Genomic DNA, 17401 nt, shown 5'->3' on the forward strand with positions numbered 1-17401 from the left:
CCTCATGACCGTGTCAAAATGTATAGATTAAGGAATCCGTCATGGAGTTGAATATTCCCGCCGAAGCGCCGCTGGAGCGGCATATGCGCTTTACTGTGCCCGCAGCCGATGTTGAGACCCACTATCGTGCGTCTCTTCGGCACAAAGCCAAGCACGCTCGCCTGCCCGGCTTTCGCCCGGGAAAGGTGCCGATGCAGGTGGTCGAGCGACAGTTTGGTCGTGATGCCTTGCTCGAAACCTTCGACGAATTGATCAATGAGCAATACGCTAGTGCCCTGCGCAGCAATGATCTGCGTCCGGTGGCGCGGCCTGAGGTCAACATCGAGCAGGGTGTGCCGGGACAGGATCTGGTCTTCACCGCAGTCGTCGAGGTCTATCCCGAGTTCACTCCCCAGGTGCCCAGCACGACGCTTACGCGCAAGCGCGTAGAGATCACGGACGAGGATGTAGATCGCACCTTGACAGTGATGCGGCAGCAGCGGCAGGACTATGTCACCGTAGCGCGCGCCGCCCAGTCTGGGGATCGTGTGGTCCTGAATTTTCAGGGCAAGATCGATGGCGAGCCCTTCGCCGGTGGTAGCATGGACGACTATCCCGTGCTTGTGGGCGCCGGGCGCCTGCTGCCGGAAATGGAGAATGCCCTCATTGGCATGCTCGCCGGCGAGGAAAAGCAGGTCGCTGTGCCCTTTCCGCAGGACTATCCTGTAGCGGAGCTGGCGGGCAAGACGGCGGATTTTCTGGTGCACATGAAGGAAGTAGCGGAGCCCAGGTTGCCCGAGTTGGATAGCGCATTTGCCCACTCTTTGGGCATCGAGGATGGCGATGTTGCAACCCTGCGTGAGGAGGTGCGTGCTAATCTCGAACGGGAGGCGGAGCGCCTCAGTCGTCAACACATCAAGGCGGACCTGATGCGGGAAATACTGGCTGCGAATCCGCTCGAGCTGCCCAAGGCACTCCTGCAGCAGGAGGAAGAGCGGCAGAAGCAGGGGCGAGAAGGGAGCGTTAGTGGCGAGCAGAAGGAGGAGTCAGAAAGGCGCGTACGCTTGGGCTTGATTCTTTCGGAAATTGCTCGCCAGCAGCAGCTCCGTGCTGCCCCTGCACAGATGGAGCTGGCCTTGCAGGAAATGGCCGAGCAGTACGAAGATCCGCGGGAATTCATCGGTTGGTACCGTAAGGATCGCGAGCGCATGGAGACCTTGGAGTCGATGGTTCTGGAAGATGCAGTAGTGGATTGGTTGCTGGAGCGTGTTACAGTGGAGGAGCAGCGAATCGGCTTTCAGGATCTGATTGCTGGCCGTGTTGCGGCTGGTACTGAGGACTGAACCGAAAACATTTAGAGAAAGGATGGTGGTGATGAACTGGGATACGCAGGACGAACGGTTACAAGAAACGCGTGCTTTGGGTTATGTGCCCATGGTCATCGAACAGACCGGGCGTGGCGAGCGGGCCTTCGATATCTATTCCCGCCTTCTGAAAGAGCGGGTCATCTTTCTCGTGGGGCCGGTCGAAGACATGATGGCCAACCTCGTCGTTGCCCAGCTGCTCTTTTTGGAGGCGGAAAATCCGGAGAAAGATATCGCGCTCTACATCAATAGCCCCGGCGGTTCGGTCACGGCAGGTTTGGCGATCTACGACACCATGCAGTTCATCCGTCCGGCAGTGAGCACGGTCTGTATCGGTCAGGCAGCCAGCATGGGTGCAGTACTTTTGGCTGCCGGTGCGGAAGGGAAACGCTATGCGCTACCCAACGCCCGCATCATGCTGCATCAGCCCTCAGGAGGGTTCCAAGGGGTTGCTCATGATATCGATATTCACGCCAAGGAAATTCTGCGTATTCGCGAACGCTTGAACGAGATTCTGGTGCATCATACCGGCCAGGAAAAGGATCGGATCGAGCGCGATCTGGACCGGGATTTCTTCATGTCTTCCAGCGAAGCAAAGGATTATCGTTTGGTTGATGCCGTCATCACCCATCGTGGTGATGACGAAAGCGCCTGAGCGCAGGCAGGAGTGTAGCTATGTCTGGTAAAAATGAGAGCGGTGGTGACAAGAACCTCTGTTGTTCCTTTTGTGGCAAAACGCAACACGAAGTGCGCAAGCTGATTGCCGGCCCAAATGTCTTTATCTGCGACGAATGTATCGAGTTGTGTAACGATATCGTCAAAGACGAATCTTTGGACGAAAATGCCGGTACTCAGGAGCACAAGCTGCCCAAGCCCATGGAGATTCGTCAGATTCTCGACGATTATGTGATTGGTCAGGAAATCGCGAAAAAGGTCCTCTCGGTAGCCGTCTACAACCACTACAAGCGCTTGGAGCATGGTGGGGCGGGAGCTGATGTAGAACTCGACAAGAGTAATATCCTGCTCATTGGTCCCACGGGTTCCGGCAAAACCTTGCTCGCCCAGACCTTGGCGCGCCTGCTCAATGTCCCCTTTGCCATGGCCGATGCCACGACCCTGACCGAGGCGGGATATGTCGGTGAGGATGTCGAGAACATCATCCAGAAGCTACTGCAGAAGTGCGATTATGACGTAGAAAAGGCGCAGACCGGCATTGTCTACATCGATGAAATCGACAAGATCTCGCGCAAGTCCGAGAATCCGTCGATTACCCGCGATGTCTCTGGCGAGGGGGTGCAGCAGGCACTGCTCAAATTGATCGAAGGCACGGTTGCCTCCGTTCCGCCTCAGGGTGGTCGTAAGCATCCACAGCAGGAGTTTCTGCAGGTGGATACGCGCAATATCCTCTTCATCTGTGGGGGTGCCTTTGCTGGTCTGGAAAAGGCCGTGGCCAGCCGTCTCGAGAAGGGCGGCATTGGTTTCGGTGCCAAGATCAAAAAGGGAAAAGAGAGCCTGGCTACGGCAACGATGATGGAAAACCTCGAGCCCGAGGACCTCGTTCGCTATGGGTTGATCCCAGAGTTTGTCGGCCGCTTGCCCATTCTCGCCCTCTTGGAAGAGCTGGATGAAGACGCCCTGGTAACGATCCTGACCGAGCCAAAGAATGCCTTGGTCAAGCAATATCAGAAGCTCTTTGCCCTGGAGGGTATCCAGCTCGAGATCCGACCCGAGGCCTTGCGGGCGATTGCCAAGAAGGCGCTCACCCGCAAGACTGGCGCGCGTGGTCTGCGCTCCATCCTTGAGCAGATCCTTCTGGATACCATGTATGAGTTACCCTCCATGACCGGGATCAAGAAAGTGGTGGTCGATACGGGGGTAGTCGAAAATGCCAACAAACCGCTGCTGGTGTATGACGAGGCGGTCAAGGCGGACGTCTCCCATCCGGCCTGAAGTTCTTCCCGTCCGACGTCGTTGAAAAAAGCGGCGTCGGTCCCCATTTCCTCCTCACAGGGGAGAGATTCTTTTCCCCCCGTTACCCGTGGAGTGAAGCGTGGCTGAATCCAAACCGAGTTCTCTCATGAGCGAAGAATCTATCATCGTCCCCGTCCTGCCGCTGCGCGACGTGGTCGTTTTTCCTTTCATGGTCATTCCCCTCTTTGTTGGGCGACCGAAGTCTATCCGTGCCTTGGAAGATGCAATGGCCGGCGACAAGCAGATCCTACTCGTCGCCCAGCGCAACGCGGCGGATGACGACCCCGAGCCGGAGCGCATCTTCCGTATCGGGACCGTGGCGACCATCCTGCAGCTTCTGAAATTGCCAGACGGTACGGTCAAGGTTCTGGTCGAAGGCACCGACCGTGCCCGCATCCAGACCTTTTTGCCGGTAGATGAGGCGCTCCGGGCACAGATTGTCTTGGTGCGTTCGGGTACCGAGAGTGACCGCGAACTGGAGGCTCTGTTGCGCTCCGTGCAGGCGCAATTTGAGGCATACGTCAAGCTCAACAAAAAGATCCCGCCAGAGATTCTGCAAACCTTGGCCAGCATCGACGATCCAGCACGCCTGGCGGATACGGTCGCGGCGCATCTCAATCTCAAGCTGGAAGAAAAGCAGGAGATTCTGGAAAAGGCGGATACCCGGGCCCGCCTCGAACACTTGCTGGGCATGATGGAATCGGAGATTGACCTGCTGCAGGTAGAGAAACGCATCCGGGGTCGAGTGAAACGGCAGATGGAGAAAAGCCAGCGCGAGTACTACCTGAATGAGCAGATGAAGGCCATCCAGAAAGAGCTCGGGGACCTCTCGGAAGAGGGGGGCAGTGAGACGGATGAGCTGGCGCGCAAGATTCAAAAGGCGGGCATGCCCAAGGACGTACGTGCCAAGGCTGAGGCGGAGCTGAAGAAGCTGCGGATGATGAGCCCGATGTCGGCAGAGGCCACCGTCGTGCGCAATTACATCGATTGGCTAGTGGCCGTTCCTTGGAAGAAGCGCAGCAAAATTACCCAGGATCTGGTGCGGGCAAAGGAAATCCTGGATGCCGACCACTATGGTCTGGAAGATGTGAAAGAACGCATTCTCGAGTACCTAGCGGTACAGCAGCGGGTCGGCAACAGTCATGGGCCGATCCTCTGTCTGGTTGGGCCGCCGGGTGTAGGAAAGACCAGTCTGGGCCGCTCCATTGCGCAGGCGACGGGACGGAAGTTCGTGCGCATGTCCCTGGGTGGGGTAAGGGATGAGGCAGAAATCCGTGGGCATCGGCGCACTTACATCGGCGCTTTGCCCGGCAAGATCGTGCAAAGCCTATCCAAGGTGGCAACGCGCAACCCACTCATGTTGCTCGACGAAGTCGACAAGATGGCGATGGATTTTCGTGGCGATCCGGCCTCTGCTCTGCTCGAAGTCCTGGATCCTGAGCAGAACAATACCTTCAACGACCACTACCTAGAGGTGGATTTCAACCTCTCCGAGGTGATGTTCGTGACGACGGCGAATACCCTGAATATTCCAGCGCCGTTGATGGACCGTATGGAGGTCATCCGTATCTCGGGCTATACCGAGGACGAGAAGATCCATATTGCCAATCAGTACCTGTTACCCAAGCAAATGGAAAAGGCAGGGTTGCGCAAGGAGGAGATCAGCATCTCGACGGCGGTCGTTCGCGACATTATTCGGCATTATACTCGGGAGGCTGGGGTAAGAAATCTGGAACGCGAACTTGCCCGTCTCTGTCGTAAGGTGGTGAAGGAACTCCTGCTCGATAAAAAGCGACAAAAAGTTCAGATCAGCGAGCGTAATCTCGATAAATATCTCGGGGTGCAGCGCTTCGATTTCGGCAAGGCAGAAAAGGAAAATCGCGTTGGTGAAGTTACCGGATTGGCTTGGACGGAAGTCGGCGGAGAGTTGCTCAGTATCGAGGCCGTCGTTGTTCCGGGTCGCGGCAAGTTGTTGATTACCGGGAAATTGGGTGATGTGATGCAGGAGTCGATCCAGGCTGCAATGAGTGTGGTCCGGGCACGTTCCAGCATTTTGGGTATTGCCGCCGATTTCTATCAGACCAAGGATGTGCATATCCATGTGCCGGAAGGGGCGACGCCCAAAGATGGTCCCAGCGCGGGCATTGGTATGGTGACAGCTCTGGTATCGGCGCTCACCGGTATTCCCGTGCATGCCAGCGTGGCCATGACAGGCGAAATCACCTTGCGTGGCGAGGTTCTGCCCATCGGTGGCTTGAAAGAAAAACTGCTGGCCGCACATCGCGGTGGAATCAGTACGGTATTGATTCCGGCGGAGAATGAAAAAGACTTGCAGGATATCCCCAAAAACGTGCGTGATGCCCTTACCATCAAGCCGGTGCGTTGGATTGACGAGGTCTTTGCCATCGCTCTGGAACGGTTGCCAGAGCCACGGTCGGACAGCGAAGAAAGCGCCGTTGCGCCAACTGCTGTCACGGCCGAGGAGAGCCCCGGCAAACGAGGGGCGGCACATTAAGTAAAATCCTGGCCTCGAAAAGGTATTTCGAGGCCATTTTTTGGTAAAACCGTCCTTGACAGTACTTTTTTTGTCCTGCTATAAAACTCGGGCCTTGGCAGTACTCTGGTATACCGCACACACTCAGGAGATAAGGAATCATGAACAAGTCTGAATTGATCGAAAAAATTGCAGAAGAAGCCGATGTCTCGCGCGCGGCGGCTGGTCGCACCCTGGATGCCGCGATCAAGGTCGTTACCGAGGCGCTACAGGCTGGCGATCAGGTGACCTTGGTAGGTTTTGGCTCCTTTGTGGTTGCGGAACGTGAAGCGCGGAAGGGCCGGAATCCTGCCACCGGTGCGGAAATCATGATTCCCGCCAGTCGTTCGCCCAAGTTCAAGGCTGGCAAAGCGCTGCGGGATGCAGTAAACTAAGTCTTCTGGTCGGGCGGTTAGCTCAGTTGGTAGAGCGTCGGCTTTACACGCCGAATGTCGGGGGTTCGAGCCCCTCACCGCCCACCATAGCCCTAGCGGGGTGGTAGTTCAGTTGGTCAGAATGCCGGCCTGTCACGCCGGAGGTCGCGGGTTCGAGCCCCGTCCACCCCGCCATCATCGCAGGCGACCCCGCTGGGGTCGCCTTTTTTATTTTTCGCCGGGTTGTAGTCTTTGCCCCGTAAACTTGAGGTTCCTGAATGCTTGACGTGTTTCGTGGTCTCGCCCAATCGTGGGTAGCGAAAATTGGCATGCTCCTGATTGGGCTCTCTTTTGTACTTTGGGGTGTGAGTGGCTATCTATTTGATCAGGGAGATTCGTCCCAGATTGTCGCCAAAGTGGATGGTGAGAAGATCAGTGGCAGCGTCTTCCAACATCGACTGCAGCAGGCCACAGAGCAATACACCCATGTCTTTGGTAGCGAGGCGGCAAGCAAGATCACGAAAACTCCTGCCTTTGCGCAGCAGGTGCTCGACGGCATGATCGACGATCTCTTGCTTGCCCATGAGGCGAACCGGTTGCACCTGCAGGTTCCTGATACCGCCCTGCGCGCCAAGATCGTAGCGATGCCAGTATTCGCTGAAAACGGAAAATTTTCGCGAGCTCGCTACAATCAGCTCCTGCATGAAAATGGGCTGACGCCGGCACAATTTGAGGCGCAATTGCGGCAGGGTATGCTGCTCGAGCAATTGCAGTCCCTACCTCAGATTCTTGCCAGTGCTTCGCCGCAAGAGGCGCAAGCGGTTTGGCAGTGGTCTCAGGAATATCGCAATGTCTATGTCCTGACGCTGGACAATAGCCAGTTTCTGCCCCAGGCCCATCCAAGCCCGGCAGAGATTCGCGCCTATTACCAGTCACATCAGGGACAGTTTCAGTTGCCGGCCGAGATACAAGTGCAGTATGTCGTTTTTGGCAAGCAGGATTTTGCCAGTGCCTCCTCTGCCAGCGGAAGTTCTCCCGAGCTGCAGTTCGAGGCGCAGGTAGATAATTTCAAGAATGTCTTATTCAGTAGTGCAAATTTGGACGCCGTGGCCAAGCAGTACCACCTGCAGGTGCAAAAAAGCACCAGCTTGCGGCAGGGTAAAACGGGAACGGGTGTTTTCGCCGATCCCAAAGCCGTTGCCTTGGCCTTCAGTGCGGCAGTGCGGGCAGGGAAAAACAGTAGCGCCCTGCGCCTTGCCAATGGCGATCTGCTAGCGGTCCATCTCGTGCACTATCAGCCCGCGCGCGCCCAAGATTTGTCGGCGGTGGAGGATCAGGTTCGTGGGATTTTGGCGCAGCAACAGGCGGAGCAGTTGCGGCAAAAGGCAGCCGCGCAACTGTTGCAGGCCGTGCAGAGGCAGCAGAGCATACAGTCCTGGCAAGCCCAGGATGCTGCGTATCTGGTGCATTATCCTGAGCTCTCCCGCCGCGCAGCGAACGGTCTGCCCTCGGCGTTGCTTGAGAAGATCTTTTTTGCCCCCGCTCCGGCGAGGGGGAAAATCAGTTCCGGATCGGTGGAAGACGCGACCGGCAGCACCCTGTATGCGGTTACCGGGGTGGTGTTACCGAGCCCAGACTTGCTGAATCCCTCGGTTCGCAGCGAGATTCAGCGATCCCTTGCCGAGCAACGCGTACGCTTGCTGAGCAGCGCCTATTTGCAAGCCTTGCGGGAGCATGCCAAGGTCAAAATTTATCAGGGGAATCTGCGCCGGGCGAGCGCCTGAGCAAGGCGCAGCCATTGAGGAACGAGCACGCCTCTTTGGCTGAGGTTTGGCAGACAGCTGGCGGCTGCACTATAATGAACCGACTGGTTGGTATTTATAAGGAGGTGTCCGTGAGTTCCGTCAAAGCCTATGCCGCACAAGCCGCCGATGTACCTTTGGCGCCCTTTCACATCGATCGCCGCGAGCCGCGCCCGGACGATGTGCAGATCGATATCCTGTACTGCGGGGTGTGCCACTCTGACCTGCATACCGCGCGGAATGAATGGCATAACACCCTATATCCTGCTGTACCCGGACATGAGATTGTTGGACGAGTGACTGCAGTGGGTAGCGCGGTAACGAAATTCCAGGTGGGAGATCTTGCTGGCGTTGGTTGTATGGTCGATAGCTGTGGGCATTGTTCTTCCTGCCACGAGGGGGAAGAGCAATACTGCGAGAACGGCTTCACCGGTACCTACAACGGCCCGGTTTTTGGCGGTGAGAATACTTTTGGTGGGTACTCGCAACAGATTGTGGTCAAGGAGTCTTTTGTCCTAAAGATCACCCATGGGGAAAAAGATCTGGCCCGCGTTGCGCCGCTGCTCTGCGCTGGAATTACCACTTACTCCCCACTACGACATTGGCGCGTAGGGCCGGGCATGACCGTTGGTATTGTGGGGCTCGGCGGTTTGGGACATATGGGGGTAAAACTGGCCCATGCCATGGGGGCGCACGTGGTGCTGTTCACGACGTCGCCAGGCAAGGCGGAGGATGGCAAGCGTCTCGGCGCAGATGAGGTCTGCATCTCCAAGGATCCGCAGCAGATGGCCAAGCAGGTCGGTCGTTTTGATTTCATTCTGAATACCGTGGCCGCTCCCCACGACATCAATGCCCTCCTGCAATTATTGAAGCGGGATGGAACGATGACTTTGGTTGGAGCGCCGGAAACACCGCATCCCTCTCCAGAGGTGTTCAGCTTGATCTTCAAGCGTCGCAGCTTGGCCGGTTCCCTGATCGGCGGCATTGCAGAAACGCAGGAAATGCTCGATTTTTGTGCCCAACATGGTATCGGCTCAGATATTGAAATCATCCCCATGGATTACATCAATACCGCGTACGAGCGGATGTTGAAGAGCGATGTGAAGTATCGTTTCGTTATCGACATGGCGACCCTGAAGTAAGGTGCCCGATACCACCCCCGCTCGCTCGTAGGGCGGGGATGGCGTCTCGCTAGAGTTTAGCGGCAGGCGCCTTGGTAGGTTCCTGTCAGGGTTTCTTGTATCGGAACCGTTTCCCCCGCGACCTGCATCGTGCCGTGCAGGGTTCCCTGATAGCTGCGGCCATCTGACCCGATGTGGAGGGTGATCTCGGCCTGCAGGTGATAGGGATCAGTCGTGCCTGTACAGATCTCCTGCAGACGGATGGAGTTGGGGCCCGTGTGCTCCAGGGCCGTACGCCGGCATACCGAGCCGGGGCGCGCATGGAGGAATTGTGCAAAGGGATCGGAGCGGTGTAGGCAGAACTGGAGTTGGTCGTGCATTCCGCCGTCCATGAGCACGTTTTCCTGCCACTGGCCAGGTAACAACTGGGTAGCGGCAAAACTTGGGGCGGCGCACAGGGTCGCTGCCATGGCAAGCAGTATGCAAAGAGCAGATGGTTTGTGCATTTTCCCTCCTTCATAGGGTTTCTTTCTGACGCAGCATAAAGCAGCGGAGGGTCTGGCTGCTACTACCTCCATTGTTTGCATGGTCTGAATTGGCTACCATGCAGGCGTTTTCCGGGAGATCTTGAGGGGCGCGATGACCAAGTACATTTTTGTCACCGGCGGAGTCGTCTCCTCTCTCGGTAAAGGCGCTGCCGGCGCCGCCTTGGGCGCACTGCTCGAGGCACGTGGCCTGCGGGTGACGATGCTCAAGCTGGATCCTTACATCAACGTCGATCCAGGCACCATGAGCCCATTTCAACATGGCGAGGTCTTCGTGACCGCCGATGGCGCGGAAACCGACCTCGACCTCGGGCACTACGAGCGGTTTCTGTCGGCGCGCATGAGCCAGCGCAACAACTTCACCACCGGTCTGGTCTACCAGACCGTGATCGAGAAAGAGCGTCGCGGCGATTACTTGGGGCGCACAGTGCAAGTCATCCCCCATATCACCGATGAGATCAAGCGGCGGATCCGCTTGGGTGCCGGTGATGCAGATGTGGCGATGGTGGAAATTGGCGGTACCGTCGGCGATATCGAATCCCAACCATTCCTGGAGGCCATTCGCCAGATGGCGGTGGACGAGGGGCGGGGCAACACCATCTTTTTGCATCTCACCTTGGTGCCCTACCTGCCCTCGGCGGGGGAGATGAAAACCAAGCCCACGCAGCATTCCGTGCGGGAGTTGCGTGCCATTGGTATCCAGCCTGATGTTCTGCTCTGTCGTGCCGACCGGCCGATTCCCGAGGATCATCGGGCCAAGATCGCGCTCTTTTCCAACCTGCCGGATCGTGCCGTGATTTCGGCCATTGATACCGATAGCATCTATCGCATTCCTTTGCTGTTCCATGCCCAAGGCCTGGATGACTTGGTTGTGGAAGATTTACAGCTGCAGTCAAAGGCCCCGGATCTCTCTGTGTGGCAAGGTATCATCGATGCCCTGGAGCATCCCCAAGGGGAACTGTGCATCGCATTGGTGGGCAAATATGTGGGTCTGACCGAGTCCTACAAGTCGCTTTCTGAGGCACTCCTGCATGCTGGATTGCGGGCGCGGCGCAAGATTCGCTTCCTCTATGTCGATGCGGAGGAGATCGAGGAGCATGGACCGGAGTGTCTGGCTGCAGCCGATGCGATCCTGGTGCCCGGCGGCTTTGGTGGTCGAGGAACGGAAGGAAAAATCCGGGCCATCCGCCATGCGCGCGAACAGCGCATCCCGTATCTGGGAATCTGTCTCGGAATGCAATTGGCGGTCGTCGAGTTTGCTCGCCACTGCGCGAGCCTCGTCGCTGCGAACAGCACCGAGCTCGATCCCGATACCCCAGAGCCGGTCATCACCCTGATGCAGCGCTGGACCGATCCGAGTGGCAAGGTAGCCTACCGAGAGGAGGGGGGTAATCTGGGCGGGACGATGCGTCTTGGGGCGCAGACCTGCATTCTCGAACCCGGCAGTTTGGCGGAACGCGCCTATGGCCAGCGAGAGATCGAGGAGCGTCATCGACATCGTTTCGAGTTCAATAATCGCTATCTGGAACCCCTGGCGCAGGCCGGGCTGCGCTTTTCCGGGCGATCCGCCGATGCTGCCCTGGTCGAGGTGATCGAGTTGCCGGGGCACCCCTGGTTTCTCGGCTGCCAGTTTCATCCCGAATTCACCAGTAATCCGCGCCAAGGTCATCCGCTCTTTGATGCCTTTATTGCTGCGGCCGAGAACTATCGCAGTCAGGAGGGGCGTTGATGGATTTGTTGGGTTTTCCTGTTGCTTTGCGCGCCCCCTTTTTCCTGATCGCTGGTCCCTGCGCCATCGAGAGTGAAGACCTCGCCCTGCGTAGTGCCGCCACCTTGCGGGACATCTGCGCGCGCCTGCAGATTCCCTTCATCTATAAAAGTTCTTACGACAAGGCCAATCGCTCTTCTGGTGGTAGTTTTCGTGGGCCGGGGATGGACGAAGGGCTGCGTATCCTTGCCAAGGTGCGTCAGGAAATCGGTGTGCCTGTGCTCACCGACGTCCATGAAAAGGAGGATGTGACGGCGGTGGCCGAGGTGGTGGATGTGCTGCAGACCCCCGCCTTTCTGTGTCGGCAGACCGACTTCATCCAAGCCGTGGCCGCCACCGGCAAGCCGGTGAATATCAAGAAGGGACAGTTTCTGGCCCCCTGGGACATGGTGCATGTGGTGGCCAAGGCCAAGGCAACGGGTAACGAGCAGATTCTTGTCTGTGAGCGTGGCGTGAGCTTTGGTTACAATAATTTGGTTTCCGATATGCGCTCTCTGGCGGTGATGCGGCAGACCGGTTGTCCGGTGGTCTTCGACGCTACCCACTCGGTGCAACTGCCCGGTGGGCAAGGTGACCGCTCTGGCGGGCAGCGGGAATTCGTCCCGGTATTGGCTCGGGCCGCCGTTGCCGCAGGTGTTTCGGGGCTGTTCATGGAAACCCATCCGGATCCGCGTTGTGCCCTTTCTGATGGTCCCAATGCCTGGCCTCTCGGTCAGATGGAAGCGTTGCTCCAAGTACTGCAAGCCATTGACGCTGCCGTAAAGTCACAAGATTTTCCTGAAAACCATCCAGAGGAGTTGCTACCATGACTGCCATCGTCCAGATCCATGCCCGGGAAGTGCTCGACTCCCGTGGTAATCCCACTGTCGAAGCCGAAGTGACTCTCGAGAATGGTGCCATGGGCCGGGCCATCGTCCCCAGTGGCGCCTCCACCGGCGAGCGCGAAGCGATGGAATTGCGTGACGGTGATGAACGCTATGGCGGTAAGGGCGTGCGCCGAGCAGTGGAAAACGTCAATGGGGAAATCCAGGATGCTCTGCTGGGAATGGAGGTGGAGCAGCAGCAGGAAATCGATGCCGAGCTCTGTGCCCTCGACGGCACCCCCAACAAATCACGTTTGGGTGCCAACGCCATTCTCAGCGTGTCCCTCGCCTCTGCCCATGCCGCGGCTCGTTCCCTGGGACTGCCGCTATATCGGTACATGGGGGGGCTTGGGCCAATCCAGCTTCCGGTGCCGATGATGAACGTCATCAACGGCGGTGCGCATGCAGACAATGCTATCGACATGCAGGAATTCATGATCATTCCGGCCGGTGCGGAGTCCTTCTCCGAGGCTTTGCAAATGGGAGTGGAGGTCTTCCATCGCTTGAAGGCGGTACTGCATGGTCAAGGTCTGACGACCACAGTGGGGGATGAGGGTGGTTTTGCGCCCAATCTACCGTCCAACGAGGCGGCGCTCGAGCTGTTGGTCGAGGCGATCACCCAGGCCGGCTATACCCCAGGCGAAGACATCTGGTTGGGCATGGATGCGGCATCGAGCGAGTTTTTCCAGGAAGGGAAATATCACCTGCACAGCGAGGGTCGATCCCTGGATAGCGGCCAGTTTGTCGAATATCTTAACGACCTGGTCGACCGCTATCCGATTCTCAGTATCGAGGATGGGATGGATCAAAACGACTGGGAGGGTTGGGTACAGCTCACCGACCGTCTAGGGGATCGACTGCAACTCGTGGGCGATGACATTTTTGTCACCAACACCCGCATTCTGCGTGAGGGCATTGATCGCGGTGTGGGGAACAGCATTCTCATCAAGCTGAATCAGATCGGCACGCTGAGCGAGACCCTGGCGGCGATCGAGATGGCGAAGACGCATAGTTATACCGCCATTGTTTCGCATCGCTCTGGGGAGACGGAAGATACGACGCTGGCCGATTTGGCCGTGGCCACGGGCTGTGGTCAGATCAAGACCGGTTCCCTTTCGCGTACGGATCGGGTGGCAAAATATAACCGCTTGTTGCGTATTGAAGAGGAATTGGCGGATGCTGCACGCTTCCCGGGGCTTGCAGCCTTTTACAATTTGGACTAATACTGTCTAACAGCATTTCAAGGTTATTCGGATAGAAATTCTATGGCGGTTGTGTGGGACAACTCTTTGTACTCTGCGCGCGCTGCGGTGTCCCGCATCGCCGGGTTGAGTCGCGCAGATCTTGTCCTGCTCGCCGCCTTGATTGCGCTGCAATATTTTCTCTGGTTCGGGGCGGGAAGTTGGTGGACGGTGGCACAGTTGCATGCGCAGGTGGAGCATCGGAACACTACCGTGCAGGGCCTGCAGAAGCGTAATGATAAACTCGCAGCCGAAGTCTTGAGTCTGCAGAGGGATTCTGGTGCCGTGGCTGGTCTGGCGCGGCGCAACTTGGGGCTGATCGGTAAAAACGAGATTTTTGTTTGGGTGATCCCGAAATCGACTCCCAGTAACGCCTCCTGAAGCTTGTTCTCGTCGTGCCAGATCATAAAGCCCGCTCGTGGCGGGCTTCTTTGGAAAGCGGAAGGCGCTGCCGCTAGGCGCGATCGATGTAGCTACCATCCACGGTGTTGACGCGAATTTTTTCGCCATTATTGACGAACTGGGGAACCTGCACCGTAATCCCGGTCTCCATGCGCGCGGGCTTGTAGGAACCAGTCGCGGTTTGTCCCTTGATCGATGGTTCGGCTTCCACGACTTCGAGGATGACCACAGGGGGCAGTTCGACGCCGATCGGGCGATCATTATGCAGATTGACCTGGATTTCGGTATTCGGTAACAAATAGCCCGTTTGCCCTTCCAGCAGATCCTCACCCAAGGTCAATTGCTCAAAATTCTCGTTGTCCATGAAGATGTAGCCGGTACCGTCGTTGTAGAGGAACTGCATCTTGCGCGGCTCCACCACTGCCTTTTCCATTTTCTCTTCCGAGCGGAAGCGCTGGTTGGTCTTGGTTCCGGTCTCGATGTTCTTCATTTCCACCTGCATGAAGGCGCCGCCCTTACCCGGTTTGACAAAATCGGTTTTGAGTACGCGCCAAAGGCCCTTCTCATATTCCAGAATGTTGCCGGGCCGAATATCGAAAGCGGAGATTTTCATGTGCAGTCCTGTAGAAGCATTCCCTTTGCTGGGCGCGGATTGTACCCTAGAGCCCTTACCCTGACCAGCGAGGCGAAAGGATGTCAGCACGGAACCAACCGATGGAGATACGTCCTCTCATGCTCAGTAAGGTGCTGGAAGTTGAGTGGGGGGATGGGCATACCAGTCGCCTGACCTTCGAACACCTGCGGGTGGAATGTCCTTGCGCGGAATGCAAAGGGCACACGCCGGATCAGGCGCAGACCATTATCGGCAAGGAGGAGGTGCAGCTGGTGGACATCCAACCCGTCGGTAATTATGCAGTACAGCTACACTTCAGTGATGGACATGGAACAGGCATCTACACTTGGGATTACCTGCGTCGCCTCGATGACCTCCAAGCCGGTTGAGGCGCCGCTGCAGGAAGTTTTGCCGGAGTCGGAGCAGGTCTTCGTCCTTGCGGATTTTTTGCGTCAGCTGAGTGTGGGGCCCGGTGTTTACCAGATGTTTGCCGCTGCCGGGCAGATTCTGTACGTTGGCAAGGCCCGCAACCTCAAGCGCCGGGTAAGCTCGTACTTTCACAAGAACCGCCACAGCCCGAAGACACTCGCCATGTTGCAACAAGTGCAGCGGGTGGAGGTGATTCATACCCATACCGAAACCGAGGCCCTGGTGTTGGAGGCGCAGCTCATCAAGCGTCATCATCCCCCATACAACATCCTGCTTCGGGATGATAAGAGCTACCCCTACCTGTTCATCGAAACCAGTAGTACTTTCCCCCGTATGAGTTTTCACCGCGGTGCGCAACGACGCAAAGGGCAATACTTTGGCCCGTATCCAGCGGTCACCTCGTTGCGCGAGAGCATGGTGTTATTGCAAAAGGCCTTTCGCTTGCGTACCTGCGAAGACAGCGTGTTTCGCAATCGGAGTCGCGCCTGTTTGCATTATCAGATTCGCCGCTGTAGCGGTCCTTGCGTGGGGCACATCAGCGCGCAGGACTACGCTGCTGACGTCAAATCCACCATACAGTTTCTCCAGGGGCGCAGTGATGAGGTACTCCAGGATCTGCAAGAACGGATGCAGAGCGCGGCAGAAAATCTGGCTTTTGAAGAAGCGGCGCGCCTACGTGACCAAGTGGCGGCCTTGTCCAAGATTCAGGAGCGCCAATATGTTGCGCAGTCGGGCGGCGGTGATTTCGATGTGCTGGCGGCGGTGGAGGAGGAAGGGCAATGGTGCGTCTATCTGAGTCTTCTGCGTCACGGTCGTCAGCTTGGCGGTCGGGCGATTTTCCCGCGCCATAGCGAGGGCGTGCGCGGGGCCGAGATGATGGCCGCGTTTCTCAGTCAGTTTTATGCCGATCGGGAAATTCCCGGGAACCTCCTGGTCAACGTCCTCCCTCGTGCCGCCGCTACTCTGCAAGCAGCGTTGACGGATCTGTCAGGGCATAAGGTGTTGCTGGATCAAGCGCAGCGTGGTCCGCGCCGGCGCTGGATGCAGTTGGCGGAAACCAATGCCCGCATGGCCCTGCGCACACGCCAGCAGGGCGCCAGCCAGTCGCGGCGACGCATGCAAAGGTTACAGGAGCTATTCGACCTGGACGAGTTGCCCCAACGCATGGAGTGTTTCGACATCAGCCATACCCAGGGTGAAGCCGCGACGGCCTCCTGCGTGGTCTTCGACGCCGATGGTGCGCGCAAGGAGGCCTATCGGCGCTTCAATATGCGCGACATCACGCCGGGAGATGACTATGCCGCCATGGAACAGGCTGTTTTGCGCCGCTATGCGCGCCTGCAGGACGAAGGTCAGGCACTACCAGAAATTGTGTTTATTGACGGTGGAGCGGCCCAACTGGCGCGTGCAGCTGCCGCTCTGCGCAGCTTGGGCATTGACGGTATCCAGCTCTGCGGGGTAGCCAAAGGGAGTAGCCGGCGTCCCGGCCTGGAATGGCTACATGCGCCGCAATGGTCCAGCCCGCGACAGCTGGCGGCGGACGATCCCGCCTTGCTGATCATTCAGGAAATTCGTGATGAAGCCCATCGCTTTGCCATTACCGGCCACCGGGCACGGCGACAGAAGGCACGGCAGGAGTCGGATCTCGATGCCATCTCCGGTATCGGTCCCAAACGTCGCAGTGCGCTATTGCGCCGCTTTGGTGGCTTGCGCGGGGTGCGCGATGCGGGGGTCGATGACCTGCAACGAGTAGAGGGCATACGCCGTGAGCTGGCGCAGCGGATCTATGATTACTTTCATTCCGGAGCCCGAACATGATGGCGCGTCTTCCTAATTTTCTGACGATGCTGCGCATTCTATTGATTCCGGTATTCGTGTTGCTGTTTTTCCTTGGTGGCGTGGAGAGGAGTTATGGGGCAACGGCCATTTTTGCCCTGGCTGCCCTGACCGATTGGGCCGATGGATATCTGGCCCGACGCTACAACGGGGTTTCTCCCTTCGGGACCTTTCTGGATCCGGTGGCCGATAAGCTCATGGTGGCTACTGCGCTGGTGCTGATTTGCGCGACGGGAGAGATGCCAGCCGTTCTCGCCGGGATTCTGACCAGCATCATCGTCGGACGGGAGATTACCGTTTCGGCACTGCGGGAGTGGATGGCAGAGATCGGAGAGCGCAAAAAAGTCTCCGTCTCTTGGTTGGGCAAGATCAAGGCTACCTTGCAGATGTTGGCCATTCTTTTTCTGGTTTATTCCGGTCCCTTGGCTGGCGGCATTGCCGCCCGTGATATCGGCATTGTTCTGCTGCTGTTGGCGGCGGCCATGACCCTGTGGAGCATGGTCGATTATTTGCGCGCCGCCTGGCCGAGCCTGATGGGTAGACAGGCCCCTGGACACTGA

16 protein-coding genes and 2 tRNA genes are annotated in these 17401 nt (G+C 57.6%); 16 read left to right on the plus strand and 2 right to left on the minus strand.

Translation table 11 applies throughout. From position 1 onward, the window contains the following. The first annotated feature begins 41 nt into the window (after window positions 1-41). The 9 genes from tig (at window position 42) to M5D89_RS07390 (ending at window position 9165) form a co-directional block, all read left to right on the plus strand. On the plus strand, window positions 42-1322 hold the full coding sequence (gene tig, locus M5D89_RS07350) for a trigger factor (protein ID WP_248885182.1): 1281 nt from the start codon (window positions 42-44) through the stop codon (window positions 1320-1322). Between the two features lie 31 nt (window positions 1323-1353). Further along, the gene (gene clpP / locus M5D89_RS07355; RefSeq protein WP_283102969.1) at window positions 1354-1998 is read left to right on the plus strand and encodes an ATP-dependent Clp endopeptidase proteolytic subunit ClpP; all 645 of its coding nucleotides are present in this window, start codon (window positions 1354-1356) and stop codon (window positions 1996-1998) included. A 20-nt stretch (window positions 1999-2018) separates the two neighbouring features. Continuing rightward, window positions 2019-3293, plus strand: coding sequence for an ATP-dependent Clp protease ATP-binding subunit ClpX (clpX, locus tag M5D89_RS07360; RefSeq protein WP_248885183.1), 1275 nt, complete (start codon window positions 2019-2021; stop codon window positions 3291-3293). A 127-nt stretch (window positions 3294-3420) separates the two neighbouring features. After that, entirely contained in the window at window positions 3421-5829 is a 2409-nt protein-coding gene (gene lon / locus M5D89_RS07365) for an endopeptidase La (protein ID WP_248885184.1), read from the plus strand. Between the two features lie 140 nt (window positions 5830-5969). Further along, window positions 5970-6242, plus strand: coding sequence for an HU family DNA-binding protein (locus M5D89_RS07370; RefSeq protein ID WP_283102970.1), 273 nt, complete (start codon window positions 5970-5972; stop codon window positions 6240-6242). Window positions 6243-6253: 11 nt separating this feature from the next. Beyond that, a tRNA-Val gene (locus tag M5D89_RS07375) sits at window positions 6254-6329 on the plus strand. A gap of 10 nt (window positions 6330-6339) precedes the next feature. Then, window positions 6340-6416: transfer RNA gene (locus tag M5D89_RS07380), tRNA-Asp, on the plus strand. Between the two features lie 83 nt (window positions 6417-6499). After that, window positions 6500-8005 carry a peptidylprolyl isomerase gene (locus M5D89_RS07385; protein WP_248885185.1) on the plus strand — a complete coding sequence of 502 codons (1506 nt, stop codon included), beginning with the start codon at window positions 6500-6502 and terminating at the stop codon, window positions 8003-8005. Window positions 8006-8115: 110 nt separating this feature from the next. Further along, window positions 8116-9165 carry an NAD(P)-dependent alcohol dehydrogenase gene (locus tag M5D89_RS07390; RefSeq protein WP_346347709.1) on the plus strand — a complete coding sequence of 350 codons (1050 nt, stop codon included), beginning with the start codon at window positions 8116-8118 and terminating at the stop codon, window positions 9163-9165. A 56-nt stretch (window positions 9166-9221) separates the two neighbouring features. Here the strand turns inward: M5D89_RS07390 and M5D89_RS07395 are convergent, their stop codons facing one another. Then, window positions 9222-9650 carry a DUF3617 domain-containing protein gene (locus tag M5D89_RS07395; RefSeq protein ID WP_248885187.1) on the minus strand — a complete coding sequence of 143 codons (429 nt, stop codon included), beginning with the start codon at window positions 9648-9650 and terminating at the stop codon, window positions 9222-9224. Between the two features lie 133 nt (window positions 9651-9783). On the opposite strand from M5D89_RS07395, the gene pyrG reads away from it, so the two are divergent. From pyrG to M5D89_RS07415, 4 genes are read left to right on the plus strand one after another with little or no spacing between them, the layout of a single operon-like run. Continuing rightward, window positions 9784-11418 carry a CTP synthase gene (gene pyrG, locus M5D89_RS07400; protein ID WP_248885188.1) on the plus strand — a complete coding sequence of 545 codons (1635 nt, stop codon included), beginning with the start codon at window positions 9784-9786 and terminating at the stop codon, window positions 11416-11418. Further along, window positions 11418-12266, plus strand: a complete 849-nt coding sequence (gene kdsA, locus M5D89_RS07405; protein ID WP_248885189.1) for a 3-deoxy-8-phosphooctulonate synthase — start codon at window positions 11418-11420, stop codon at window positions 12264-12266. The genes pyrG and kdsA overlap by 1 nt, the downstream gene beginning before the upstream one ends. After that, window positions 12263-13543, plus strand: coding sequence for a phosphopyruvate hydratase (gene eno / locus M5D89_RS07410; RefSeq protein WP_248885190.1), 1281 nt, complete (start codon window positions 12263-12265; stop codon window positions 13541-13543). The genes kdsA and eno overlap by 4 nt, the downstream gene beginning before the upstream one ends. 42 nt (window positions 13544-13585) lie before the next feature. Next, on the plus strand, window positions 13586-13942 hold the full coding sequence (locus tag M5D89_RS07415) for an FtsB family cell division protein (protein ID WP_248885191.1): 357 nt from the start codon (window positions 13586-13588) through the stop codon (window positions 13940-13942). A 73-nt stretch (window positions 13943-14015) separates the two neighbouring features. Here M5D89_RS07415 and efp read toward each other — a convergent pair whose 3' ends face one another. Beyond that, window positions 14016-14576 carry an elongation factor P gene (gene efp / locus M5D89_RS07420; RefSeq protein WP_248885192.1) on the minus strand — a complete coding sequence of 187 codons (561 nt, stop codon included), beginning with the start codon at window positions 14574-14576 and terminating at the stop codon, window positions 14016-14018. 101 nt (window positions 14577-14677) lie between these two features. On the opposite strand from efp, the gene M5D89_RS07425 reads away from it, so the two are divergent. Genes M5D89_RS07425 through pgsA form a run of 3 tightly spaced genes read left to right on the plus strand, consistent with a single transcriptional unit; the run spans window position 14678 to window position 17401 of the window. Next, on the plus strand, window positions 14678-14965 hold the full coding sequence (locus M5D89_RS07425) for a gamma-butyrobetaine hydroxylase family protein (RefSeq protein WP_248885193.1): 288 nt from the start codon (window positions 14678-14680) through the stop codon (window positions 14963-14965). After that, a complete protein-coding gene (gene uvrC, locus M5D89_RS07430; RefSeq protein WP_248885194.1) occupies window positions 14946-16823 on the plus strand; it encodes an excinuclease ABC subunit UvrC in 1878 nt (625 codons plus the stop codon). The genes M5D89_RS07425 and uvrC overlap by 20 nt, the downstream gene beginning before the upstream one ends. After that, window positions 16820-17401, plus strand: coding sequence for a CDP-diacylglycerol--glycerol-3-phosphate 3-phosphatidyltransferase (pgsA, locus tag M5D89_RS07435; RefSeq protein WP_248885195.1), 582 nt, complete (start codon window positions 16820-16822; stop codon window positions 17399-17401). The genes uvrC and pgsA overlap by 4 nt, the downstream gene beginning before the upstream one ends.

The sequence above is a fragment of the Acidithiobacillus acidisediminis genome (genome assembly GCF_023277115.1).
Lineage (GTDB): Bacteria > Pseudomonadota > Gammaproteobacteria > Acidithiobacillales > Acidithiobacillaceae > Igneacidithiobacillus > Igneacidithiobacillus acidisediminis.